This is a genomic window from Escherichia sp. MOD1-EC5495 (assembly GCF_002965965.1).
Lineage (GTDB): Bacteria > Pseudomonadota > Gammaproteobacteria > Enterobacterales > Enterobacteriaceae > Escherichia > Escherichia ruysiae.
In genome coordinates, this window is sequence record NZ_PTRI01000015.1 from 39,649 (window position 1) to 65,219 (window position 25,571).

The 25,571-nt window shown below is 50.2% G+C and carries 25 protein-coding genes; 8 read left to right on the plus strand and 17 right to left on the minus strand.

Annotated elements, in window-relative coordinates:
- Nucleotides 1-261: 261 nt before the first annotated feature.
- Nucleotides 262-1,200, minus strand: coding sequence for a transcriptional regulator LrhA (gene lrhA, locus BEG40_RS13555; RefSeq protein WP_000622297.1), 939 nt, complete (start codon nt 1,198-1,200; stop codon nt 262-264).
- A gap of 920 nt (nt 1,201-2,120) precedes the next feature.
- Here lrhA and alaA point away from each other — a divergent pair.
- Both alaA and yfbR read left to right on the plus strand, forming a co-directional pair.
- A complete protein-coding gene (alaA, locus tag BEG40_RS13560) occupies nt 2,121-3,338 on the plus strand; it encodes an alanine transaminase AlaA (RefSeq protein WP_000074519.1) in 1,218 nt (405 codons plus the stop codon).
- Nucleotides 3,339-3,421: 83 nt separating this feature from the next.
- Nucleotides 3,422-4,021 (plus strand): 5'-deoxynucleotidase, encoded by a 600-nt coding sequence (gene yfbR / locus BEG40_RS13565; RefSeq protein ID WP_105285559.1) that lies wholly within the window; start codon nt 3,422-3,424, stop codon nt 4,019-4,021.
- Nucleotides 4,022-4,107: 86 nt separating this feature from the next.
- Here the strand turns inward: yfbR and BEG40_RS13570 are convergent, their stop codons facing one another.
- The 4 genes from BEG40_RS13570 to yfbV form a co-directional block, all read right to left on the minus strand.
- Nucleotides 4,108-5,940 carry an SLC13 family permease gene (locus BEG40_RS13570; protein WP_001012878.1) on the minus strand — a complete coding sequence of 611 codons (1,833 nt, stop codon included), beginning with the start codon at nt 5,938-5,940 and terminating at the stop codon, nt 4,108-4,110.
- An 86-nt stretch (nt 5,941-6,026) separates the two neighbouring features.
- On the minus strand, nt 6,027-6,677 hold the full coding sequence (gene hxpA, locus BEG40_RS13575; protein ID WP_001203422.1) for a hexitol phosphatase HxpA: 651 nt from the start codon (nt 6,675-6,677) through the stop codon (nt 6,027-6,029).
- A gap of 10 nt (nt 6,678-6,687) precedes the next feature.
- Nucleotides 6,688-7,182: a YfbU family protein gene (locus tag BEG40_RS13580; protein WP_000426118.1), complete on the minus strand. Its 495-nt coding sequence runs from the start codon at nt 7,180-7,182 to the stop codon at nt 6,688-6,690.
- 83 nt (nt 7,183-7,265) lie between these two features.
- Complete coding sequence (gene yfbV / locus BEG40_RS13585; RefSeq protein ID WP_000106629.1) at nt 7,266-7,721, minus strand: terminus macrodomain insulation protein YfbV; 456 nt, start codon at nt 7,719-7,721, stop codon at nt 7,266-7,268.
- 337 nt (nt 7,722-8,058) lie between these two features.
- Between yfbV and ackA the strand changes: the two genes are divergently transcribed.
- The 3 genes from ackA to yfcC all read left to right on the plus strand — a co-directional run bounded on the left by ackA (nt 8,059) and on the right by yfcC (nt 13,193).
- Nucleotides 8,059-9,261, plus strand: coding sequence for an acetate kinase (ackA, locus tag BEG40_RS13590; protein WP_000095696.1), 1,203 nt, complete (start codon nt 8,059-8,061; stop codon nt 9,259-9,261).
- A 74-nt stretch (nt 9,262-9,335) separates the two neighbouring features.
- The gene (gene pta, locus BEG40_RS13595) at nt 9,336-11,483 is read left to right on the plus strand and encodes a phosphate acetyltransferase (protein WP_000086701.1); all 2,148 of its coding nucleotides are present in this window, start codon (nt 9,336-9,338) and stop codon (nt 11,481-11,483) included.
- A gap of 189 nt (nt 11,484-11,672) precedes the next feature.
- A complete protein-coding gene (yfcC, locus tag BEG40_RS13600) occupies nt 11,673-13,193 on the plus strand; it encodes a putative basic amino acid antiporter YfcC (protein ID WP_105285560.1) in 1,521 nt (506 codons plus the stop codon).
- A gap of 32 nt (nt 13,194-13,225) precedes the next feature.
- On the opposite strand, the gene yfcD is transcribed toward yfcC, so the two are convergent.
- The 3 genes from yfcD to yfcF are packed head-to-tail and all read right to left on the minus strand — an operon-like array spanning nt 13,226 to nt 15,078.
- On the minus strand, nt 13,226-13,768 hold the full coding sequence (gene yfcD, locus BEG40_RS13605) for an NUDIX hydrolase YfcD (protein WP_000437935.1): 543 nt from the start codon (nt 13,766-13,768) through the stop codon (nt 13,226-13,228).
- Between the two features lie 58 nt (nt 13,769-13,826).
- Entirely contained in the window at nt 13,827-14,378 is a 552-nt protein-coding gene (gene yfcE, locus BEG40_RS13610) for a phosphodiesterase (protein WP_010351461.1), read from the minus strand.
- A gap of 55 nt (nt 14,379-14,433) precedes the next feature.
- Nucleotides 14,434-15,078, minus strand: coding sequence for a glutathione transferase (gene yfcF / locus BEG40_RS13615; RefSeq protein WP_000042422.1), 645 nt, complete (start codon nt 15,076-15,078; stop codon nt 14,434-14,436).
- A gap of 134 nt (nt 15,079-15,212) precedes the next feature.
- Here yfcF and yfcG point away from each other — a divergent pair, with 134 nt between their 5' ends.
- Genes yfcG through BEG40_RS13630 form a run of 3 tightly spaced genes read left to right on the plus strand, consistent with a single transcriptional unit; the run spans nt 15,213 to nt 17,193 of the window.
- A complete protein-coding gene (gene yfcG, locus BEG40_RS13620; protein WP_105285561.1) occupies nt 15,213-15,860 on the plus strand; it encodes a GSH-dependent disulfide bond oxidoreductase in 648 nt (215 codons plus the stop codon).
- 56 nt (nt 15,861-15,916) lie between these two features.
- A complete protein-coding gene (folX, locus tag BEG40_RS13625; protein ID WP_000068454.1) occupies nt 15,917-16,279 on the plus strand; it encodes a dihydroneopterin triphosphate 2'-epimerase in 363 nt (120 codons plus the stop codon).
- A gap of 20 nt (nt 16,280-16,299) precedes the next feature.
- The gene (locus BEG40_RS13630; protein WP_016158689.1) at nt 16,300-17,193 is read left to right on the plus strand and encodes a TIGR01777 family oxidoreductase; all 894 of its coding nucleotides are present in this window, start codon (nt 16,300-16,302) and stop codon (nt 17,191-17,193) included.
- A 46-nt stretch (nt 17,194-17,239) separates the two neighbouring features.
- On the opposite strand, the gene rpnB is transcribed toward BEG40_RS13630, so the two are convergent.
- The 9 genes from rpnB to cvpA all read right to left on the minus strand — a co-directional run bounded on the left by rpnB (nt 17,240) and on the right by cvpA (nt 25,351).
- Nucleotides 17,240-18,130 (minus strand): recombination-promoting nuclease RpnB, encoded by an 891-nt coding sequence (rpnB, locus tag BEG40_RS13635; RefSeq protein WP_016158690.1) that lies wholly within the window; start codon nt 18,128-18,130, stop codon nt 17,240-17,242.
- Nucleotides 18,131-18,326: 196 nt separating this feature from the next.
- Entirely contained in the window at nt 18,327-19,100 is a 774-nt protein-coding gene (hisP, locus tag BEG40_RS13640) for a histidine ABC transporter ATP-binding protein HisP (RefSeq protein ID WP_105285562.1), read from the minus strand.
- A gap of 7 nt (nt 19,101-19,107) precedes the next feature.
- Nucleotides 19,108-19,824, minus strand: a complete 717-nt coding sequence (locus BEG40_RS13645; RefSeq protein ID WP_000569957.1) for an ABC transporter permease — start codon at nt 19,822-19,824, stop codon at nt 19,108-19,110.
- Nucleotides 19,821-20,507, minus strand: coding sequence for a histidine ABC transporter permease HisQ (gene hisQ / locus BEG40_RS13650; RefSeq protein WP_000965505.1), 687 nt, complete (start codon nt 20,505-20,507; stop codon nt 19,821-19,823). The genes BEG40_RS13645 and hisQ overlap by 4 nt, the downstream gene beginning before the upstream one ends.
- 89 nt (nt 20,508-20,596) lie before the next feature.
- Nucleotides 20,597-21,379, minus strand: coding sequence for a histidine ABC transporter substrate-binding protein HisJ (gene hisJ, locus BEG40_RS13655; protein ID WP_000737621.1), 783 nt, complete (start codon nt 21,377-21,379; stop codon nt 20,597-20,599).
- Nucleotides 21,380-21,598: 219 nt separating this feature from the next.
- On the minus strand, nt 21,599-22,381 hold the full coding sequence (gene argT, locus BEG40_RS13660; protein ID WP_000748253.1) for a lysine/arginine/ornithine ABC transporter substrate-binding protein ArgT: 783 nt from the start codon (nt 22,379-22,381) through the stop codon (nt 21,599-21,601).
- A gap of 263 nt (nt 22,382-22,644) precedes the next feature.
- Complete coding sequence (ubiX, locus tag BEG40_RS13665) at nt 22,645-23,214, minus strand: flavin prenyltransferase UbiX (protein WP_000825692.1); 570 nt, start codon at nt 23,212-23,214, stop codon at nt 22,645-22,647.
- 94 nt (nt 23,215-23,308) lie between these two features.
- On the minus strand, nt 23,309-24,826 hold the full coding sequence (gene purF / locus BEG40_RS13670) for an amidophosphoribosyltransferase (RefSeq protein ID WP_000334208.1): 1,518 nt from the start codon (nt 24,824-24,826) through the stop codon (nt 23,309-23,311).
- A 36-nt stretch (nt 24,827-24,862) separates the two neighbouring features.
- Nucleotides 24,863-25,351, minus strand: coding sequence for a colicin V production protein (gene cvpA, locus BEG40_RS13675; RefSeq protein WP_000262106.1), 489 nt, complete (start codon nt 25,349-25,351; stop codon nt 24,863-24,865).
- Nucleotides 25,352-25,571: the final 220 nt, after the last annotated feature.

Below are 25,571 nucleotides of genomic sequence, written 5' to 3' on the forward strand. Positions count from 1 at the left end.
TGTGACACGCTTTTGTTAATCCATAACAAAAACACAGCAATAATTTTACGTATTTTTTAACATCATTGTAGCAGGAGATTTTTTTCAGGCGATTTTTTGTTCGTAAGCGTGGAGAATGGCTGATGATTGAAAAATGAACACTTTTGTTCGCCGTGAGGAAAATTCTTAAGGATTTATTGTAAAAAAAGCCACTGGCGTTTTATTAATCACCAGTGGCTTATTTTTACAAACTTATCATCAGAAATTGTTATTGCCAGACGATTATTCGTAATCCCCTTCTATCAACAGGGAATCGTCCCCCTCCTGGGGAGTCAGCGGGCTGTATTGCCATGGGTTGTGATAACTCTCCATTGCCTGGTATATCACCTGCGCCAACTCATTATTGCTGGACGGATCATAGCACAGCAAATATTCGGTATCTGGGAGTGGAGGTAAACCGTCTACCGCGCTCAAAACGCGCAGATCCGGACTCATCATCTCAACCGGTCTTGCTGTCACGCCAAGACCCGCTTTTACTGCAGCACGAACAGCCGGTAATGTGGAGGCAACATACGCCAGGCGCCATGGAATCTCCGCTTTATTGAGCGTTGCCAGAACCATGTCACGGAACGGACTAGGGTCATCCAGTAGCACAAGTGGGATCGGCTCGCCTTTTTGCAACACATATTCCGCAGCGCAATACCAGTGCGTTGGCGAAGTACGCAGGTTCAACGCCTTAAAGGTATCAGGACGATGAGTGGTAACCATTAAATCCACTTCCTGGGACTTCAACATTTCTGCCATATAGGCATTGCGTTTAACGCGGACATCCAGCGCAAGTTTCGGATAAACCGAACTTACGCGATTAAGCAGGAAAGGTAAGATCGTATCAGCAGATTCATCTGAAGCACCGATAGTTAACACGCCCTGAAGATTACTGAACATCAATGATGAGCAAGCCTCATCATTAAAACGCAGGATTTTCCTGGCGTAACCAAGAAGCTGAATGCCATGTTCAGTTAACAGTTTGTTGCGACCATGCCGAGCGAACAGTTCTTTCCCAACGAGTTGTTCCAGACGTTGCATTTGCTGGCTAACAGCGGACTGAGTACGACACACAGCGGCAGCTGCAGCAGCAAAAGTGTTCAGATCGGCAACAGCAACAAATGTTCTCAGCAGATCGAGGTCGAGGTTAATTATCGGACGATTTGCACTTATCATATATTATCACTTACTGGCGGCTCATACTGAGCTGGTTAATGCTGTGCACACACAAACAAGCAATTCCATTTGTAATGTGCCTCCCTGGCAGTTTCATCCGGAACCCGGATGAAAGTAAAAATGCATATGAGTTGCACTAAAAATGTGGCTCACATTGTTCCGTTATAATGCCTGAAGTAGATCACAGAATATATCTTCAGGGATCGCATATCTATTAAGTTACTCACTCTTTTCTATTTATGACATGCGAGAGTTTATGTAAATGTAAATGTTGCTCCCTGCTCCACTCCCTCGCAGCAGCGCGGCTAATACGTGTACGCGTACAAACAGCGAGGATGAGGCTGCATCAAAAGCAGGTGCTCCGTCATTAAAGTAGGCATTTTACCCTAAAACCCTTTTATTTATAAGGGTCATTGCGAATTATCTGATGCAAAGTTATGTTATGTTAGGCAAAGTAATCTTCTATTATTAATATGCACAACAAAGCCTTTTTGAATATTAAATAATAATTAATTAGCATCACCCGCATTCATTAATTCCTCTTAACAATAATTTCCCCCGTCATCACCTATACGACACATCGGCAATCACTACTCGTTAATTTTTCACTTATAACGAAAATATCATGAATGCTTTATGTTCGTGATTTCTTAAGCCGAAGAAATTTTACACATTTATCTATCAGACAAAAAAACCATACTCTGAATTGATATTCAGAATAAATCACTACCAAACATCACTTATTAAGTATATGCATCTTATTATTTTGCGATAATTAAGTTATTAACAGCACAATTCCTCTTTCTCTGCCAGCAAAATCTTGTTCTGCAGAACTTCAAAACGCCGCCTCGGGGGAGTACATTGTTCTAAGCTGACTTCCACGGCAGGGAGTGGCGATAACAGCAAAAAGGTCAAGATTCATGTCCCCCATTGAAAAATCCAGCAAATTAGAGAATGTCTGTTACGACATCCGTGGTCCGGTGCTGAAAGAAGCAAAACGCCTGGAAGAAGAAGGTAACAAGGTACTGAAACTGAACATTGGCAACCCAGCGCCGTTCGGTTTTGACGCACCCGATGAAATCCTGGTTGACGTGATACGCAACCTCCCGACAGCTCAGGGCTATTGCGATTCCAAAGGTCTTTACTCCGCGCGTAAAGCCATCATGCAGCACTACCAGGCTCGCGGTATGCGTGATGTTACCGTGGAAGATATTTACATTGGCAATGGTGTATCAGAGCTTATCGTTCAGGCAATGCAGGCATTGCTGAACAGTGGGGACGAAATGTTGGTTCCTGCGCCTGATTACCCTCTATGGACAGCGGCAGTTTCGCTCTCCGGCGGTAAAGCAGTGCACTATCTTTGCGATGAATCCTCTGACTGGTTCCCGGATCTCGATGACATTCGCGCCAAAATTACGCCACGCACGCGCGGCATTGTTATTATCAACCCGAACAACCCAACCGGCGCAGTATATTCCAAAGAGCTTTTGATGGAGATTGTGGAGATTGCGCGTCAACATAATCTCATTATCTTCGCCGATGAAATTTACGACAAAATCCTCTATGACGACGCTGAGCATCACTCGATTGCGCCGTTAGCTCCTGACCTGCTGACTATTACCTTTAACGGACTGTCGAAAACGTATCGTGTTGCTGGCTTCCGTCAGGGCTGGATGGTGCTGAACGGGCCGAAAAAACACGCCAAAGGCTACATCGAAGGTCTGGAAATGCTGGCCTCAATGCGACTGTGCGCTAACGTTCCCGCACAACACGCAATACAGACCGCACTCGGCGGCTATCAGAGCATCAGCGAGTTTATCATGCCGGGTGGACGTCTTTACGAGCAGCGTAATCGCGCCTGGGAATTGATTAACGACATTCCAGGTGTTTCCTGCGTGAAGCCGCGCGGCGCACTGTATATGTTCCCGAAAATCGACGCCAAACGCTTTAATATTCACGACGATCAGAAGATGGTACTGGATTTCCTGTTACAGGAAAAAGTTCTGCTGGTACAAGGAACTGCATTTAACTGGCCATGGCCGGATCACTTCCGCATTGTCACGCTGCCGCGTGTTGATGATATCGAACTGTCCTTGAGCAAGTTCGCTCGTTTCCTTTCCGGTTATCATCAGTTGTAATCTTAAATTCACTGCCGGAGATTGCATCCGGCAGTGTTATCCCTCCACAATGACCTCAGGATGTCATCACTCGTAAGGTCACTATGAAACAGAGCCATTTTTTTGCCCACCTCTCCCGCCTGAAACTCATTAACCGCTGGCCGCTAATGCGCAACGTGCGGACGGAAAATGTGTCCGAACACAGTTTGCAGGTAGCGATGGTCGCCCATGCACTGGCAGCCATCAAGAATCGCAAATTTGGCGGACAGGTGAATGCAGAACGCATCGCACTGCTGGCGATGTACCACGATGCCTCTGAAGTGCTCACTGGCGATCTCCCTACTCCGGTGAAATACTTCAACTCGCAAATCGCCCAGGAATATAAAGCCATTGAGAAAATCGCTCAGCAAAAACTTGTCGATATGGTTCCAGAGGAGCTGCGGGATATTTTTGCGCCATTAATCGATGAAAATGCGTATAGCGATGAAGAAAAGTCACTGGTTAAACAGGCGGATGCGCTGTGTGCGTACTTGAAATGCCTGGAAGAACTCGCGGCCGGAAATAATGAATTTTTGCTGGCAAAAACGCGACTGGAAGCAACGCTTAAAGCGCGCCGCAGCCAGGAGATGGACTACTTCATGGAGGTATTTGTTCCCAGCTTTCATCTTTCGCTCGATGAGATTAGCCAGGATTCACCGCTGTAAGCAGCCAGATACCAGCCGACACAGCCTGATAAGACGCGCCAGCGTCGCATCAGGCAATAAGCGACGGATGCGACATCTGGCTCTCGTCAAAATGGAAACAACATCGGGATCATGACCACACAAACAACCATCACGATAATGGTGAACGGTACTCCCAGCTTCACAAAGTCACTGAAACTGTAATTCCCCGGGCCTAAAACCAGTGTGTTAACGGGGGAAGAAACTGGCGTCATAAAAGCGGCGGATGCAGCCATCGCCACGACCATTGCGAACGGATAAGGTGATACGCCCATTGTTTTTGCGGCAGCCAGCGCAATCGGAGCCATCAACACCGCCGTCGCGGTATTAGAGATAAATAACCCAATAACTGCCGACAAGACAAACAAACAGACCAGCATCATATGCGGCCCGTAACCACCGCCGATGTCCATCAGCCCTTTCACCGCGAGCGCGACACCACCGGTTTTCTGTAATGCCACAGCAAACGGCATCATCCCAACGATCAAAATAATGCTCGGCCAGTGAATGGATTTATAGGCACTTTCGGCATCGATACAGCGGAATTTCCCCATCAGCAGGCAGGCAATGATAGCGGCAACAGGGTTAGGAATTTCATCGGTCAGCATTAACGCCACCATCAGCACCAGACAGAAAATGGCATGTGGCGCCTGGCTGTGTGCGGGTGATGCTTCACTCACTTCTTCCGGTAAATTCAGCGCCACAAAATCGCGGCCCTGTTTTGCCAGCATACCGATCAGTTTCCAGTTACCAACCACCAGAATAATATCGCCCAGCAGCAGAGGTTCATCCGCCAACGAACCTTCCAGCGCCACGCCATTGCGTTTCAGCCCCACGACATTCAGCCCGTAGCGGGTACGAAAGCCGATTTCGCGAACCGATTTACCAATAAGCTCTGACTCAGGAATTAATGAAATCTCTGCCATACCGACATCAAGAGCCTGATCGGAAAAATACTCGCCGCGCAAAACCATCGGCTCCAGTAATTGTTCACTGCAAAATTGCCGGAGATCGACGTCAGCCGCTGACATATCAATAAGCAAAACGTCACGCGCGCGAAATTCAGAAACCCCGTTCACATTCACAATAACACGACGAAAACGACGCCAGCGTTCAACACCAATGACGTTTGCGCCATAGCGTTCACGCAATTTAAGGTCGTCCAGCCGTTGACCGATCATCGGCGAACCGGGGCGGATAGCCAGACGGCGCGCACGCCCGGTAAGACGGTATTCACGAATAAGATCGCGGAAGGTGCGACGCGTCCAGCCTTCGCGCTGCGGGGTCTGGGAATCCCCTTTCAGCATAAAACGCATCACCAGCATGTATAAGATGCCGAGTACCAATACGACCAGGCCGATAGGCGTTACGCTAAAGAAACTAAACCCGTGATAACCCTCGCGTAGCAGTTCGCTGTTCACCACCAGGTTAGGCGGGGTCGCCACCAGCGTCATCATGCCGCTAATCAGCCCGGCAAAACTTAGCGGCATCATCAGGCGCGATGGCGACGTTTGCATACGCATGGCAACGCTTAACACCACGGGAATAAAGATAGCGACGACGCCAGTTGAACTCATAAATGCGCCAAGACCCGCGACAGTTAACATCAGTAAAACCAGCATTTTGATTTCACTGTTGCCGGCCACTTTGACCAGCCATGTCCCCATCACGGTGGCAACGCCGGTACGGACTAAACCATCGCCAATAATAAACAGGGCGGCGATCAGCACAACGTTAGGATCGGAAAAGCCGGAAAAAACTTCGGGGACCGTCAGCGTTCCGCTTAATGCAAACGCGACAATAACAAACAAAGCGACCGCATCCATACGCACTCTGCCTGTTGCAAACAGGACTATGGCAACGGCCAGTAATGAGAGAACCCAGATCAATTCACCGTTCACAACTTATCCTTGTTAATTGAGGGGGATGGCTTGATTCTGCCACAAAAAAGCCCCGACGAGACGGGGCTAAATCATGATTAGGTGTTTCACGAAATAATAACATCGCCATTTGGCTGTTTGGTCACAGTAATTTGCTCCAGACTATGGAGAACCAAATCTACCTCATTCAGACGTGGAGTGTCTGCCGGTGCATTAACCGCAATAACATGGCATCCCGCTGCCAGGCCAGAAAGCACACCTGCGGGAGCGTCTTCCACTACAACGCATTCGTGTGGTGCAAGACCCAGCAGTTGCGCGCCTAACAGATACGCGTCGGGCTCTGGTTTCCCACGTTTCACCCGCTCCGCAGTAACAAATACTTCCGGTGCAGGAAGTCCGGCTACTTTGTGGCGCGCTCGTGCAACTGGCATTGAACCTGAAGTCACAATCGCCCATGGAATACCCGCTTTATTCAAATGATTGAGTAAGGCGATTGCCCCAGGAAGTGCAGAAATTCCTTCGGTTTCCGTAGCCTCAATTTGCTCCAGACGCGTAAACTCTGCAGCAATTTCCGCCTCCGATTTCCCCACCATAAAATGGCGCAGAGACGTTATTGCCTGTTTACCGTGAATAAAAGCCAGCACTTCTTCCGGCGTTAATCCATGGCGTCTCGCCCAGTTGCTCCACGCCCGCTCTACCGCAGGCAGGGAGTCTACCAGCGTACCATCAAGATCAAACAGAAAACCTTTGCACCGCACGCAAGCCTCCTCAGGCGTTAATGATTTGATTAATTTCGTTTGTGCTCAGATGATACTGACGCGGGCAAGAATGCCAGACGTTCAACATGCGTTGGTATTTCTCCCACATTGGCGTCTGGGCATTAAAGCCGTGAGTCCCGGCATCAAAATGGGTGTAACGCCCTTCGACATTAACCATAAAGCGTACATAACCGAGATAACGTGCTTCGGTGGCAGCGTCGAAGCCGAGGAAAGTGACACGGCGTTCATCGATAGCTTGTTGATCCTGCAAATTAGACCAGGAGACATGCAGTGCGTGATACATCTCCATAATGTCGATGATAGTGCGGCAGGTTTCTTCTTTCAGCTCGCCAAACTCACGATCCAGTTCACGCATCTGCAATCCATAACCGCGTTCAATGATTGTTTGCAGACGACGATAACGTTCAGCATTTGCCGGATCGAGCATAGTCATCATTTTGTACTGGTTAGACAAAATAAGACGTTGCGCGTTGGTCATTTCCATTGTTGACTCCTGTATCACTTTACTACGGTGAAAAAAAAGAAGGCCGATGTCTGCCTTCTTTTATATGCGTAATCAGGGGTCAATTACAAATCATCAAGGAAAGTTTTATCCAGTTGTTTGAAGGCGCGCTTAAGCGTGTCAGCTAATGCCTGATAATCAGGCTTGCCTTCTACGGGTGCTAATGCTTGCCCGGCCTCCTGCAATTTACCGCGAACCTCATAAAACCAACTCAGGATCGCTGGTGGTAATGGCGTAACAGAACGTTTGCCCAGCCACCATAGCCCCTGCATCGGCAAACTCAGGGCGAACAACGCAGTAGCAACAGCCGGCCCAAGCTGACCGCCTAGTGCAATTTGCCAGCAGAGAGTGAACACAGCAATCGGCGGCATAAAACGAATCGCATAGCGCGTCATCTTGATAACGCGATTTTCAACAAAGACCGGGGCAAGGCGTTTTTCCAGCGGCCACGTCTTTGAGTAATGCTGTCCCCGGCGAAACAAGCTAAAAAAATTAACAGAACGATTATCCGGCGTTGACATGCTTCACCTCAACTTCACATATAAAGATTCAAAAATTTGTGCAAATTCACAACTCAGCGGGACAACGTTCAAAACATTTTGTCTTCCATACCCACTATCAGGTATCCTTTAGCAGCCTGAAGGCCTAAGTAGTACATATTCATTGAGTCGTCAAATTCATATACATTATGCCATTGGCTGAAAATTACGCAAAATGGCATAGACTCAAGATATTTATTCCATCATGCAAAAAAAATTTGCAGTGCATGATGTTAATCATAAATGTCGGTGTCATCATGCGCTACGCTCTATGGCTCCCTGACGTTTTTTTAGCCACGTATCAATTATAGGTACTTCCATGTCGAGTAAGTTAGTACTGGTTCTGAACTGCGGTAGTTCTTCACTGAAATTTGCAATCATCGATGCTGTAAATGGTGAAGAGTACCTTTCTGGTTTAGCCGAATGTTTCCACCTGCCCGAAGCACGCATCAAATGGAAAATGGACGGCAATAAACAAGAAGCGGCTTTAGGTGCAGGCGCCGCTCACAGCGAAGCGCTCAACTTTATCGTTAATAATATTCTGGCACAAAAACCAGAACTTTCTGCGCAGCTGACCGCTATCGGTCACCGTATCGTACACGGCGGCGAGAAGTATACCAGCTCCGTAGTGATCGATGAGTCTGTTATTCAGGGTATCAAAGATGCGGCTTCTTTTGCACCGCTGCACAACCCGGCTCACCTGATCGGTATCGAAGAAGCTCTGAAATCTTTCCCGCAGCTGAAAGACAAAAACGTTGCTGTATTTGACACTGCGTTCCACCAGACTATGCCGGAAGAGTCTTACCTCTACGCTCTGCCGTACAACCTGTACAAAGAGCACGGCATCCGTCGTTACGGCGCGCACGGCACCAGCCACTTCTATGTAACCCAGGAAGCGGCAAAAATGCTGAACAAACCGGTAGAAGAGCTGAACATCATCACCTGCCACCTGGGCAACGGTGGTTCCGTTTCTGCTATCCGCAACGGTAAATGCGTTGACACCTCTATGGGTCTGACCCCGCTGGAAGGTCTGGTAATGGGTACTCGCTCTGGCGATATCGACCCGGCTATCATCTTCCACCTGCACGACACCCTGGGCATGAGCGTTGACGCAATCAACAAAATGCTGACCAAAGAGTCTGGCCTGCTGGGTCTGACCGAAGTCACCAGCGACTGCCGCTATGTTGAAGACAACTACGCGACTAAAGAAGACGCGAAGCGCGCAATGGACGTTTACTGCCACCGTCTGGCGAAATATATCGGTGCATACACTGCACTGATGGATGGTCGTCTGGACGCAGTTGTATTCACCGGTGGTATCGGTGAAAATGCCGCGATGGTTCGTGAACTGTCTCTGGGCAAACTGGGCGTGCTGGGCTTTGAAGTTGATCATGAACGCAACCTGGCTGCACGTTTCGGCAAATCTGGTTTCATCAACAAAGAAGGCACCCGCCCTGCTGTTGTGATCCCAACCAACGAAGAGCTGGTTATCGCGCAAGACGCCTGCCGCCTGACCGCCTGATTCCACACCGCCAGCCCTGCTGGCGGTGCTGTTTTGTAACCCGCCAAACCGGCGGTAACGAAAGAGGATAAACCGTGTCCCGTATTATTATGCTGATCCCTACCGGAACCAGCGTCGGTCTGACCAGCGTCAGTCTTGGCGTGATCCGTGCAATGGAACGCAAAGGCGTTCGTCTGAGCGTTTTCAAACCTATCGCTCAGCCGCGTACCGGTGGCGATGCGCCCGATCAGACAACGACTATTGTGCGTGCGAATTCTTCCACCACGACAGCCGCTGAACCGCTGAAAATGAGTTACGTTGAAGGTCTGCTTTCCAGCAATAAAAAAGATGTGCTGATGGAAGAGATCGTCGCGAACTACCATGCTAACACCAAAGACGCTGAAGTGGTCCTGGTTGAAGGTCTGGTCCCGACACGTAAGCACCAGTTTGCCCAGTCTCTGAACTACGAAATCGCCAAAACGCTGAATGCGGAAATCGTCTTCGTTATGTCTCAGGGCACTGACACCCCGGAACAGCTGAAAGAGCGTATCGAACTGACTCGCAACAGCTTCGGCGGTGCAAAAAACACCAATATCACCGGCGTTATCGTTAACAAACTGAACGCACCGGTTGATGAACAAGGGCGTACTCGCCCGGATCTGTCCGAGATTTTCGACGACTCTTCCAAAGCTAAAGTCAACAATGTTGATCCGGCGAAGCTGCAAGAATCCAGCCCGTTGCCGGTTCTCGGCGCTGTGCCGTGGAGCTTTGATCTGATCGCAACCCGTGCGATCGATATGGCGCGTCACCTGAATGCGACCATCATCAACGAAGGCGACATCAACACTCGCCGCGTTAAATCCGTAACTTTCTGCGCACGCAGCATTCCGCACATGCTGGAGCACTTCCGTGCCGGTTCTCTGCTGGTGACTTCCGCAGACCGTCCTGACGTGCTGGTTGCCGCTTGCCTGGCTGCAATGAACGGCGTAGAAATCGGTGCCCTGCTGCTGACTGGCGGCTACGAAATGGACGCGCGCATTTCTAAACTGTGCGAACGTGCTTTCGCTACCGGCCTGCCGGTATTTATGGTGAACACCAACACCTGGCAGACTTCTCTGAGCCTGCAGAGCTTCAACCTGGAAGTTCCGGTTGACGATCATGAGCGTATCGAGAAAGTTCAGGAATATGTTGCTAACTACATCAACGCTGACTGGATCGATTCTCTGACTGCCACTTCCGAGCGCAGCCGTCGTCTCTCTCCGCCAGCGTTCCGTTATCAGCTGACTGAACTGGCGCGCAAAGCGGGCAAACGTATTGTTCTGCCGGAAGGCGACGAACCGCGTACGGTTAAAGCAGCCGCTATCTGTGCTGAACGTGGTATCGCAACTTGCGTTCTGCTGGGTAATCCGGCAGAGATCAACCGCGTTGCAGCGTCTCAGGGCGTAGAACTGGGCGCAGGCATCGAAATCGTTGATCCAGAAGTGGTTCGCGAAAGCTATGTTGCTCGTCTGGTCGAACTGCGTAAGAACAAAGGTATGACCGAAACCGTTGCCCGCGAACAGCTGGAAGACAACGTGGTTCTCGGTACGCTGATGCTGGAACAGGATGAAGTTGACGGTCTGGTTTCCGGTGCTGTTCACACCACCGCAAACACCATCCGTCCGCCGCTGCAGCTGATCAAAACTGCACCGGGCAGCTCCCTGGTATCTTCCGTGTTCTTCATGCTGCTACCAGAACAGGTTTACGTTTACGGTGACTGTGCGATCAACCCAGATCCGACCGCAGAACAGCTGGCAGAAATTGCGATTCAGTCCGCAGATTCCGCCGCAGCCTTCGGTATCGAACCGCGTGTTGCTATGCTCTCCTACTCCACCGGTACTTCTGGTGCAGGTAGCGACGTAGAAAAAGTTCGCGAAGCAACTCGTCTGGCGCAGGAAAAACGTCCTGACCTGATGATCGACGGTCCGCTGCAGTACGATGCTGCGGTAATGGCTGACGTTGCGAAATCTAAAGCACCGAACTCTCCGGTTGCAGGTCGCGCTACCGTGTTCATCTTCCCGGATCTGAACACCGGTAACACCACCTACAAAGCGGTACAGCGTTCTGCCGACCTGATCTCCATCGGGCCGATGCTGCAGGGTATGCGCAAGCCGGTTAACGACCTGTCCCGTGGCGCTCTGGTTGACGACATCGTCTACACCATCGCGCTGACTGCGATTCAGTCTGCACAACAGCAGCAGTAATCTCGTCATAATCCGCAGCCTTGCGCTGCGGATATCTGAACCGGAAATAGTCACTATTTCCGGTTTTTTATTCTCTTAATTTGCATTACTCCTTTCTGATTATCTTGCTTAACTGCGCTGCATCAATGAATTGCGCCATATCACTTTGCATACTTACCACTTTGTCTTGTGCAAGGGAAAATTTGCGCTATGTCCGCAATAACTGAATCCAAACCAACCAGAAGATGGGCAATGCCCGATACGCTGGTGATTATCTTTTTTGTCGCTATTTTAACCAGCCTCGCCACATGGGTTGTTCCGGTGGGGATGTTTGACAGTCAGGAAGTGCAGTACCAGGTTGATGGTCAGACGAAAACACGCAAAGTCGTAGACCCTCACTCATTTCGCATTCTGACCAACGAGACCGGCGAACCTGAGTATCACCGCGTACAACTGTTCTCGACGGGCGATGAACGCCCTGGCCTGATGAACTTCCCGTTTGAAGGGTTAACCTCCGGATCGAAATACGGGACAGCCGTTGGCATCATCATGTTTATGCTGGTGATTGGCGGTGCATTTGGCATCGTGATGCGTACAGGAACCATTGATAACGGCATCCTGGCGCTTATCCGCCATACTCGAGGGAATGAAATTCTCTTTATTCCTGCGTTGTTTATTCTCTTTTCGCTCGGTGGTGCGGTGTTCGGCATGGGGGAAGAGGCCGTCGCCTTTGCCATTATCATTGCCCCGCTAATGGTACGACTGGGTTATGACAGTATTACTACCGTCCTGGTGACCTATATCGCCACTCAAATCGGTTTTGCCAGCTCGTGGATGAACCCGTTCTGCGTGGTTGTCGCCCAAGGGATTGCTGGCGTTCCGGTGCTTTCCGGCTCCGGCCTGCGCATTGTGGTGTGGGTTATCGCCACTCTGATTGGCCTGATCTTTACCATGGTTTACGCCTCACGAGTGAAAAAGAATCCTCTGTTGTCACGCGTGCATGATTCCGATCGCTTCTTCCGTGAAAAGCAGGCTGACATTGAACAACGTCCGTTTACCTTTGGTGACTGGCTGGTATTGATTGTCCTGACCGCCGTTATGATCTGGGTGATTTGGGGGGTGATCGTTAATGCCTGGTTTATTCCAGAAATCGCCAGCCAGTTCTTCACTATGGGGCTGGTGATTGGCATCATCGGCGTTGTCTTCCGTCTTAACGGCATGACGGTAAATACCATGGCTTCATCCTTTACCGAAGGCGCGCGCATGATGATCGCCCCTGCCCTGCTGGTGGGTTTCGCCAAAGGGATTTTGCTTCTGGTGGGTAACGGTGAAGCTGGTGAGGCCAGCGTGCTGAATACTATCCTCAACAGCATTGCCAATGCCATTAGCGGTCTGGATAACGCTGTCGCGGCCTGGTTTATGTTGCTCTTCCAGGCGGTATTCAATTTCTTCGTGACATCCGGTTCTGGTCAGGCTGCGCTAACCATGCCGTTACTGGCACCGCTTGGCGATCTGGTCGGTGTTAACCGTCAGGTTACCGTGCTGGCGTTCCAGTTTGGCGATGGCTTCAGTCACATCATTTACCCGACCTCGGCTTCGCTAATGGCGACGCTCGGCGTTTGCCGGGTGGACTTCCGTAACTGGCTGAAAGTGGGTGCGACACTGCTTGGACTGCTGTTTATTATGTCCAGCGTCGTGGTGATCGGCGCTCAGTTAATGGGCTACCATTAAAAATGTTAAGAGCCGCAATTGCGGCTCTTTTTTCATTCTGCCGTTTCAGTCTCTACGGCTTCATTTTTGGCATTGCGCTTCATCCACAACGCCAGAGCTTTCAGCGAGTCTGGAGTAAACTCATCGCAACGTGCGGTGATTTCTTCCGGCGTTAGCCAGCAAACTTCACTGACTTCATCTTCCTGGAGGGCGAATGGACCGTGAGAGACACAACTGAACAGCGCGCCCCAGACACGGCAATTTTTATCTTCGAAATAGAACTGCCCGTGCTCGGCAAAGGGGACACCAGCAATGCCCAACTCTTCTTCCGCTTCGCGACGTGCGGATTCCAGCAGTTGCTCATCGGCCTGGACCACACCACCAGCGGTCGCATCTAACATGCCGGGTAAAAAGTCTTTTGTCTCGGTACGACGCTGCACAAGAATTTTGCCCATGCCATCATGCACGACGATATAAGTTGCACGATGACGCAGACACTGTGCCCGCATTTGTTCCCGGCTGGCTTGTGCAATGACTTCGTTCTCTTCATTGACAATATCCACCCATTCAGTACTTGCCAAACGACGCTGTTCCATTATCAGGAAACCTTCTTTTTCTGGCGCTCTTACGGCGCATTTTGAGTTGTGGAGTAAATTACGGATTAATCGCGATCTGCGCAATGATACTTTGATCATTGAGTGCGATTACGCTTAGTACGTCATCATCCAACATGCCATAGCTCGCCGGATAGCCGCCTTTCGGAATGCTTACCGAACCGGGGTTAAAGTGGAAAATTTCACCCCGCTGTTCCGCCACTGGTAGATGGGTATGACCGTACACCAGCACGTCGTTCTGGTTTAAAGCCGGCAGATTATCCGGGCCAAACAGATGACCATGCGTCAGAAACAGACGTTGCTTTTCCAGTAATACCTGTTGCCACGGTGCGGTTATAGGGAAGTGCAGCAGCATCTGATCCACTTCGCTATCGCAGTTGCCGCGCACGGCGATAACTTTATGCGCCACCTCATTCAGCCGTTCGGCTACTTTGGCTGGCGCATACCCTTCAGGCAGGGCGTTTCTCGGGCCATGATTCAGCACGTCGCCAAGAATCACCAGCCACTGAGCTCCGCTCTGGGCAAACAAATCCAGAACACGTTCCGTCGCCGGTAACGACCCATGAATGTCCGATGCAAACATCAGTTTCATCACTCACTCCTCGTCGAAAAAACGTAAGCTATGATACTGGATTCTATCGCCTCTATCAGCCAGATTGCTTCGCCGAAAGTGCAATAAAAAGCTGAACTGAAGCCCGCTGCCACTGGAATGCTGCATAATCCACCAGACGTTCCGGCACCTCATCACCCTGTAATACCAGGCGGTTAATCATTAACGCCAAATCAGTATCTGCAATACACCACTCACCAAACAGATTCGGCTGGTCATGCGCCAGTAAATGTTCTGCCATCGCGAACAGTTTCTCTGCACTGGCCTTTCCCTCCACCGTTAATGGCGCTTTTTTCGCACCAGCAAAGACAACATCCGTCGGACGCTCTTCGCGGATGGGCATCAGATCGCTGCGTAGCCAGGCCTGAATCTGCCGTGCCCGCGCCCGATTTTGCAAATCAAGCGGATAAATGCGCTCCCAGGTCGGCGGCGCAAAACGATCCTCCAGATATTCTGCAATGGCAGAGGATTCACTTAACTCAAAATCATCAATTTGTAACAACGGCACGCGCCGTGTCTGTCCGTAACCTTGCCACGTCGGCCGCAAATGTTCACCGCTGTCGAGGTTGATAGTTTTTATATGAAAAGGCAGGCCTTTCTCCTGCAACGCCACCCAGGCGGATAACACATAAGGGGAGAAAAAATGGGCATCTGACCACAGCGTGATTGCAGGTTTACTCATTATGTCCTCAGCGATAAATGGGCTTGCTATCAAACTATAGAGCCTTTTTGTCACGGTTACTTGATGAAAACTTACACAAGTCGCTGCGCTTTCTATACTTGATGTGTTCAGATTATTAGATAACCGGAGCTGCAATGATCGATCTCTATTTCGCCCCAACGCCGAATGGTCACAAAATTACGTTGTTTCTCGAAGAGGCGGGACTGGATTATCGCTTAATCAAAGTTGACCTCGGTAAAGGCGGTCAGTTTCACCCGGAGTTTTTGCGCATTTCACCCAACAATAAAATTCCGGCGATTGTTGATCATGCCCCGACTGACGGCGGTGAACCATTAAGCCTCTTTGAGTCAGGTGCAATTTTGTTGTATCTGGCGGAAAAAACAGGGCTATTTTTAGGTCATGAACCGCGTGAGCGCGCCGCCACATTACAGTGGTTATTCTGGCAGGTTGGAGGCCTGGGGCCGATGCTCGGGCAAAATCACCATTTTAATCATGCAGCGCCACAGACTATTCCCTATGCAATTGAGCGTTATCAGGTTGAAACTCAGCGTCTGTATCATGTGCTGAATAAGCGCCTGGAAAACTCGCCTTGGCTGGGCGGTGAAAACTACAGCATTGCAGATATTGCCTGCTGGCCGTGGGTTAATGCCTGGACTCGCCAGCGAATTGATCTCGCGATGTATCCGGCAGTAAAAAACTGGTATGAACGAATCCGCTCACGTCCTGCTACCGGGCAGGCGCTACTAAAAGCACAAGTAAATGATGAGATTTCGAATAGTTAACAGAACCTGGTTCTCGTGTATTATTTAATCCTAAATAAAACAACGGAGAACCTGCAATGGCACAACCTGCCGCGATTATTCGTATAAAGAACCTTCGCTTACGTACATTTATCGGAATTAAAGACGAAGAGATTAACAACCGTCAGGATATCGTTATCAACGTGACGATCCATTACCCCGCCGATAAAGCGCGTACCAGCGAAGATATTAATGACGCGCTGAATTATCGCACCGTTACCAAAAACATCATTCAACACGTAGAGAATAACCGTTTCTCTTTGCTGGAAAAATTAACTCAGGATGTGCTCGATATCGCACGTGAACATCACTGGGTGACGTATGCTGAAGTGGAGATCGATAAACTTCACGCGCTGCGCTATGCCGATTCGGTATCCATGACCTTGAGCTGGCAGCGTTAACCGCTATATCGGGAGGCTGCATGAATATAGTGATCACCGGAGGGACGGGATTAATTGGTCGCCATTTAATCCCACGCTTGTTGGAACTGGGTCATCAGGTAACGGTGGTAACGCGTAACCCGCAGACAGCCAGTTCCGTTCTCGGCTCCCGAGTGACACTATGGCAAGGGCTTGCCGATCAAAGCAACCTCAACAGCGTTGATGCAGTAATCAACCTGGCCGGAGAACCGATTGCTGATAAACGCTGGACTCGCGAGCAAAAAGATCTCCTCTGCCAAAGCCGCTGGAATATCACGCAAAAACTGGTGGATTTGATTAACGCCAGTGACACGCCGCCGTCAGTGCTCATTTCAGGCTCGGCGGCGGGATATTATGGTGACTTAGGTGAAGTCGTGGTCACCGAAGAAGAACCGCCACATAACGAATTTACCCATAAACTCTGCGCCCGTTGGGAAGAAATTGCCTGTCGGGCGCAAAGCGACAAAACACGAGTGTGCCTGCTGCGTACCGGCGTAGTACTGGCTTCGGATGGCGGTATCCTCGGCAAAATGCTGCCTCCGTTTCGCCTTGGCCTGGGCGGTCCGATAGGCTCCGGTCGGCAGTATCTGGCCTGGATTCATATTGATGATATGGTCAACGGTATTCTCTGGCTGCTGGATAACGATCTGCGCGGGCCATTTAATATGGTCTCGCCATATCCGGTACACAATGAACAATTTGCCCATGCGCTTGGTCATGCACTGCATCGCCCGGCGATTTTGCGCGTCCCTGCCACAGCTATTCGCTTGCTGATGGGGGAATCATCGGTTCTGGTATTGGGCGGACAACGCGCCTTGCCAAAACGGCTTGAAGAAGCGGGGTTCGCTTTTCGCTGGTACGATTTAGAAGAGGCGCTGGCGGATGTCGTTCGCTGATGTGGTCTATTGCAAACATCCGCCAGTTAATCCCAGTGTTACAGGATTAGTGGCTTTGCGCGATAAGATCGTCTGGCGAAAGTCTGGTCACCATCAGAACTAACTCTCTGTCTAACCCTCTCTCCAACATCTCCTGAGCAATACGCAGGGCTTCTTCGTGTTTGCCCTGCATTGCGCCTTCTTCACGTAATCTGTCAGCAATGGTCATCAGTTTCTCCTTTTCTTGTGGTGCACGTTCCGTTATCTCACCAATAAATGCTCGGAAACGCTGGGCATCCCCCGTTTGTAATACGTAATTAAACAGGGCTTTTAGCTGTCTGTCATTAGTGTTCCCTGTAACTAGCAGCGAAACAATTTGGTCGACTAATCCCAACAGATCGCGCTGACGAATATGTTTCTGAATTAACTCCAACAGCGCCATTTTGCGATGTTGCATAATCTCGTCATCCGGCACCACGGTAATATCCACCAACGGAAACGCTGATGAATATATTTTGCGGGCAATCGCAGGCTCGGCAAATTCATCAAGCCAGCAGAGTGAATATGGATAAGGGCTTCTGCAGCCATGATAAAACAGCATCGGGATCACCAATGGAAGCTCTTTATAGCCCGCATCAAGATGGTTTTGCATTGCCGCAATGGAATAACGCATCATGCGAAAAGCCATTAATTCTTCCGGCTTACTTTGGTGCTCTATCACTACATAAATATAACCCACTCCCTCCTGCGTTTTCACAGACCACAAGAGGTCGGAATAATATTGCCGCAGGTCTTCATCAATAAAACTGTTGGGTTCCAGTTTAAGCGTCGTTAAATCACACAGTTTGCGCAGCGGCGCGGGAAGGTGAATATCAATAAAATCCCGCGCGGTGTCTGGATGGCGTAAAAAAGATTTAAATACCGCATCATGCGGCGTGGAAGTTGCCGATATTGTCATGGCGTTCCGTCACCCCTCAAATTTAAGATGACGCGACAATAACCACGATTAACACCCAATGCAGCAGGCAGTTTTTATCTTTGGACAGCGAATTCAGAAGTATTTTTAGCGGACTGCAACTTTTACATTTCAGCGGAAGCTGACTCGCAAATTCCCCCTGAAAATACTCCGGCAGCATTAGCCACCGGAGAGATAATTATTTCAGCGATCCCTTAAGGAACTGTTGCAGACGCGGACTTTGCGGGTTGCCGAATAACTGTTCTGGCGTACCCTCTTCTTCAATTTTCCCTTGATGAAGAAAAATTACATGCGTGGAGACGTGGCGGGCAAAGCCCATTTCGTGGGTCACTACCACCATGGTTTTCCCCTCTTCTGCCAGTTGCTGCATAATACGCAACACTTCGCCTACCAGTTCAGGATCGAGCGCCGAGGTAGGTTCATCAAACAACAGAACTTCCGGTTCCATTGCCAGCGCCCTTGCGATGGAAACACGCTGTTGCTGACCACCGGACAGGTGCACCGGATATTTCCCCTGCGCACGTTCGTCTATCCCGACTTTTGCCAGATACTTCACCGCCCGCTCGCGCGCCACCTGCTTGCTCAGGCCCAACACCTGAATCGGCGCTTCCATGACGTTTTCCAGCACCGTCATATGGCTCCAGAGATTGAAGTGCTGGAACACCATCGTCAGGCGTGTGCGCAGTAAGCGCAGCTGATTTTTATCGGCGACTTTGAGTTGACCGTCTTTGTCACGCACCAGATTGATCGTCTGACCATTAACCACGATCGATCCTTCGCTCGGCTTTTCGAGGAAGTTAATGCATCGCAAAAAGGTACTTTTCCCCGATCCCGACGACCCGATGATGCTTATCACATCTCCGGCGTTCGCCTGCAGGGAAACCCCTTTCAGCACTTCATGTTCGCCGTAGCGTTTGTGCAAATCGATAACGTTTAATTTATTCTCGGACATCGTATTCTCAGTGCGTTGAAGAAGGTTTCACATGCTGCAACCAGCGTTTTTCCGCTTTACGGAACAGGCTTATCAGGACATAAGAGATAATTAAATAGAGCACAGCGGCAATGCCGAAGGCGGTAAATGGTTGATAAGTGGCGGCGTTGATATCGCGAGCAATTTTCAGCAGATCCGGCACCGTGGCGGTGAAAGCCAGCGCAGTAGAGTGCAGCATCAGGATCACTTCGTTGCTGTATGCCGGTAACGCAATACGCAGCGCAGAAGGCAAAATAATGCAGCGATACATTTTAAAGGTCGAGAAGCCATAGGCTCTGGCGGCTTCAATTTCCCCATGCGGCACTGAACGAATTGCCCCGGCAAAAATCTCGGTAGTGTAAGCGCAGGTGTTAAGCGTCAGCGCCAGCACGGTACAGTTCAGGCCACTGCGGAAAAAGGCGTTAAGGAACTCGGTTCCCTTAACAATCTCCAGCGTGTACATGCCGGAATAGAACACCAGCAACTGAACATACAGCGGCGTACCGCGAAAAATATAGGTAAATAACCAGATTGGAAACTGGATGTATTTATTACTTGAGACACGACCAATCGCCAGAAACAGCGCCAGGACTCCGCCTATCACTACCGACAAAATAAGCAGCCACAGAGTGATCGCCACACCAGTAAAGCGATAACCGTCGGTCCACAGCAGCGGTTTCCAGTATTCATGTAAGATTTCGATCACAGGTCAGCCCTCTTCACACCCACGGAGTAGCGGCGCTCAAGGAACAGCAGCACACCATTGGAAACGGTGGTGAAAACCAGATAAATCACGCCGCAGACGATGGCGAAATAGAACGGTTCCCAGGTACTTTTACCCGCAAGTTGCGTGGCTTTGACCACATCTTCCAGGCCGAGTAACGAAACCAGAGCGGTAGATTTAAGGATCACCTGCCAGTTGTTGCCAATGCCTGGCAGGGCGTAACGCATCATCGCCGGAAACATGATCCGCCGAAACACTTGCCCACGAGTAAAACCAAACGCCGTCGCCGCCTCTATATGCCCTTTCGGCACTGCCATAAAAGCACCACGGAACGTTTCGGTAAAATAAGCACCGTAGATAAAACCGAGAGTGATAATACCAGCGACCATCGGATCGATATCAATCTGCCCGACGCCCATCGCCTCCGTCACCGTGTTTAGCGCAATCTGCAAACCGTAGAAAATCAGCAGCATCAACACCAAGTCCGGCACGCCACGAATCAGCGTGGTGTATCCTTCGAAAATCAGCCCCGAAAACCGATTTTGCGAGAGCTTACCGCCAGCGCCAATTAAACCGATGATTACAGCGAGCACTACAGAGCTGATAGCCAGCTCCAGCGTGACGAGCGCACCCTGTAAAATAACACCTGAAAACCCATACAACATGCTGCCTGTCCTGTCGTGTGTGGTGAATTACCGCCTCTTGTCTCCCTCCGGTTACCCGAAGGGAGCGGGCTTTCTTTCACCGATGGCGATTAGCCACCATAAACATCAAAATCGAAGTACTTTTTCGCTAATTTCTCGTAAGTACCGTCAGCGCGCATTTCGGCAAAGGCTTTGTTCAGTGCCTCGCGCAGTTCGTTATCTTCTTTACGCAGGCCCATGCCGGTCCCTACGCCAAACAGTTTTTCATCTTTAACAGACGGACCACCGAATTTGTAATCTTTACCGACGGGTTGTTTGAGGAAACCTTCGCTGGCAGCGACCTCATCCTGGAACGCGGCATCAATACGTCCGGCAGTCAGGTCAGAATAAATGTTGTCCTGCCCCTGATACGAGACGATTTCAATGCCTTTTGGTGCCCAGTGTTCATTACCGAACGTCTCCTGGGTGGTGCCCTGCAATACGCCTACCCGTTTGCCTTTCAGCGACTCGACTGTCGGCTGAATGTCGGAATTTTTCGCCACCACCAGACGAGAATCGGCAGCGTACAGTTTGTCGGTGAAGGCAATTTCTTGCTGACGTTTTTCCGTAATGGAAAGCGATGACATGATGGCGTCAATCTTCTTCGCTTTTAAGGACGGGATTAACGCATCCAGCGGGTTTTCGACAAACGTACATTGCGTATTGATGCGCTTGCACAACTCCTTCGCCAGATCGATATCGAAGCCAACCAGTTCGCCTTGTGAATTTTTTGATTCAAATGGCGCATAGGTCGGATCGGTGCCGATGCGGATGTTTTGCGGGATCGCAGCAAACGCTGCAGTTGCGCTGGAGAAGGCCAGAACCAGAGAGAGCGATAGCACCAGTTTTTTCATAATGTCCTCAACTGACAGTCTTTTTATAGGGAATATTTACAGGTTTGTTACACTTATCGTGCCATAAAATTGACCATCAAGGCAAAATATCCCGCCCCGTTAGACGTATTATTTTTCATTAAAAATGCTTAAGTATGCATTTCAATGCACCACGATAGTGCAACAAACCTGGCGTGCACCATGATGATTCCCCATCAGGCGCTACTTCCCTGCGACGTATCAGTCACCATAGACATTAAAGTCGAAATACTTTTTCGCCATCTTGTCGTAGGTGCCGTCCTGACGCAGTTCGCCAAGCGCCTTATCAAAGGCGGCTTTCAGTTCGGCATCATCTTTACGTAGCCCTACGCCTGTACCATCACCGAAGTATTTTTTGTCTTTCACTGATGAGCCAGCAAAGGCGAACTCTTTACCGGCGGGTTGCTTGAGGAAACCTTCGCTGGCAGCCACTTCATCCTGCAGAGCGGCATCCAGACGACCTGCATCCAGATCGGAATAGACCAAATCCTGGTTAGCATAGGCCACCACATCGACGCCTTTACTGCGCCAGTTGTCATTGGCATACGCTTCCTGGGTGGAGCCTTGCAGCACGCCAACATGTTTACCTTTCAGTGAATCCAGCGTCGGCTGGATCGGCGAACCTTTGGCAGCAATCAAACGGGAATCTGCGGCGTACAGCTTGTCGGAGAAGGCAATCTCCTGCTGACGTTTATCGGTAATGGAGAGCGACGAAATAATGGCGTCGATTTTTTTCGCTTTCAGTGAGGGGATCAGCGCATCAAAGTCACTGGCAACCCAGGTACATTTCACCTGCATCCGTTTGCACATCTCGTTACCGAGATCGATATCAAAGCCAACAAAGTCACCTTTGGCATCTTTCGATGAGAACGGTGCATAGGTGGTATCCGTTCCGATACGTACCGTCTCCGGCAGCGCCGCATAGCTGGAAGCCGCTGCGGAGAGACCGACTAACAAAGACAGAGCGAGAATCGACTTCTTCATACATAACCCTCAAGTGAAATGGCTTTTTTATGTTGTGTATTGTGTTGTGTGTTGCAGGCTCTTTCATGCAGGTCTTATGCCATCTTGCCGACAGCAGAAACATTCGATGTTAAATATGTTAATAAGACGTTGCGTTATTGTCCTGAAGTTGAAGATAGCAGGTATGACGGTTCAATCGCAGCGTTTCGATTCAATGACAGGAACAAAATGTCGAGGATTTGATCGCGGTTGCAAAATTGCCCTGAAACAGGGCAACAGCAAAGTTATACGCCCTGCCAGCGGGCAAAGAGATCTTCGGGAAGGGTTATCGCAAACTGGTCAAGTACACGGTTAACCGTCTGATTTATCACATCATCAAGCGATTGTGGGCGATGATAAAACGCCGGAACGGGAGGCATAATCACCGCACCAATTTCCGCCGCCTGAGTCATTAACCGCAGGTGGCCTAAGTGCAATGGTGTTTCACGCACGCAGAGCACCAACGGGCGACGCTCTTTCAGCACCACGTCTGCCGCACGGGTCAGTAAACCATCGGTATAGCTATGGACAATGCCGGAAAGGGTTTTGATTGAACAGGGTAAAATCACCATCCCCAACGTCTGGAAAGAACCGGAAGAAATGCTGGCAGCAATATCGCGCGCATCGTGCGTCACATCGGCTAACGCTTGCACCTCGCGCAGGGAAAAATCCGTTTCGAGGGATAAGGTCTGGCGCGCCGCCTGGCTCATCACCAGATGCGTTTCAACATCTGCGACATCGCGCAGAACCTGTAATAAACGCACGCCATAAATCGCGCCACTGGCACCGCTGATGCCTACAATGAGTCGTTTCATAAATAGTTGCCCTGTCAAACTTGCAGGCAGACTTTGCAGGATTTCGGCGGGAGTTGCAAGTCAGGGTGCCAGACCGGCACCCTGCGTGAAGGCGTCATCCTTCGTTATGCATTTCCAGATTTTCTACTTCGTTCTGGCGCTGCACCGCTTTGGCGTCGTCATTACGTAAAGTATCGAGGAAATCGAGGTAGCCCTGATCAACATCTTTGGTGACGTAGACGCCGTTGAACACCGAGCATTCAAACTGCTGGATATCCGGGTTTTCAGCGCGAACGGCTTCGATCAGATCGTTGAGATCCTGGAAGATAAGTCCGTCAGCACCAATGATCTGGCGAATTTCATCCACTTCACGACCGTGGGCGATAAGCTCCGTGGCGCTCGGCATATCAATACCATAAACGTTCGGGAAGCGAATTTCCGGTGCCGCAGAGGCGAGGTAAACTTTCTTCGCGCCGGCTTCACGCGCCATCTCGATAATCTGCTCAGAGGTGGTGCCACGGACGATGGAGTCATCAACCAGCAGGACGTTTTTATCGCGGAACTCGGCGCGGTTAGCGTTCAGTTTACGACGCACGGACTTACGACGCAGTTGCTGACCCGGCATGATAAAGGTGCGACCAACGTAACGATTTTTGACAAATCCCTGGCGGTACGGTTTACCCAGAATTCGAGCGATTTCCAGCGCGATATCGCAGGAAGTTTCCGGGATTGGAATAACCACGTCGATATCCAGATCTTCCCATTCACGGGCAATTTTTTCGCCAAGTTTCGTTCCCATATTGACGCGGGCGCTGTAAACGGAAATTTTGTCGATGAACGAGTCCGGGCGGGCGAAGTAAACATACTCAAACAGGCACGGATTGCTGACCGGATTGTCGGCACACTGGCGGGTAAACAACTGTCCGTCTTCAGTGATGTAAATCGCTTCACCTGGTGCGACATCACGCAGGAACTCAAAGCCCAGGGTGTCGAGCGCAACGCTTTCAGAAGCGACCATATATTCTGTGCGATTCTCATCAATATCGCGCTTCCCTAACACCAGCGGACGAATGCCGTTAGGATCGCGAAACGCGACCATACCGTGGCCGATAATCATCGCCACACAGGCATACGCGCCACGGATCTGGCGGTTTGTGGCGGCAATGGCGGCAAAAATGTTGTCGGCTTCCAGCGGGTAATGACGAAAGTTATCCAGTTCGCTGGCGAAGATATTGAGCAGAATTTCCGAGTCGGAAGTGGTGTTGATGTGGCGGCGTTTTTCTTCAAACAGCTTTTTACGCAACTCGTGAGCGTTAGTCAGATTGCCATTATGGGCAAGCGTGATGCCATACGGGGAGTTAACGTAAAACGGCTGTGCTTCAGAGGCGCTGGAGCTGCCAGCCGTAGGGTAACGCACATGACCAATGCCCATATTGCCCTGCAAACGCTGCATATGGCGAGCTTCAAATATATCGCTCACCAGACCGTTCGCTTTACGCAAACGGAAGCAGTTATTGGCATCAATGGTGATGATGCCAGCGGCATCCTGACCGCGATGCTGAAGCACCGTTAAGGCATCATAAATCGATTGGTTAACCGGCATAACACCGGCGATACCGACAATACCGCACATACGTCTTTTTCCTCGTTAAGCCACATCTCAGAACCGTTAGATCCTGGGCAAGAAACTTGACGAGCTTTGCAGATAATCAAAAAACCATCTGATGATAAAACTGAACTGCGGGATCAGCTGTGATTTGCTCCAGTCTTCGCTTTTCGACACTCCGGTAAAGGAGTCGAGAAAGAAAAGAATGGCAGCAACAATCAGCACACCACGCAACGCACCGAAACAGACGCCCAGCACCCGATCGGTGCCTGACAACCCTGTTTTCTCCACTAGCTGGCCTATCACGAAGTTCACGATAGCGCCAACGATAAGCGTGGCAATAAACAGTACCGCGATGGCAATCCCATTTCGAACCAGTTCGTCTTCAAAGCCCGTAAACCAGGGTGACAGGTAAGTGTAGTAATGACTGGCGACAAAGAAAGCACAACCCCATGTCACCAGCGATAACGCTTCACGAACAAAGCCACGGATCAGGCTAACCAGAGAGGAAAAAGCAATCACCGCGATTATGGCGTAATCAATCCAGACCATATGTGTCCCACGATTTTACGCCCTGTCATCCTGTTCGGGGCGCATTCTAACAGAAAAAGAAAACGTTTGCGTAGGGATTTCCTTCCCGCGCATCAATAAAAATGGCGCTGAAAAAATATTCAACGCCATCGGTTTTTTTTGCCTTTGCGGCATCGGGCAATACGTGTCGGATGCGGCGTAAACGCCTTATCCGACCTACAGGGCTGCTCCTGTTCGGGCC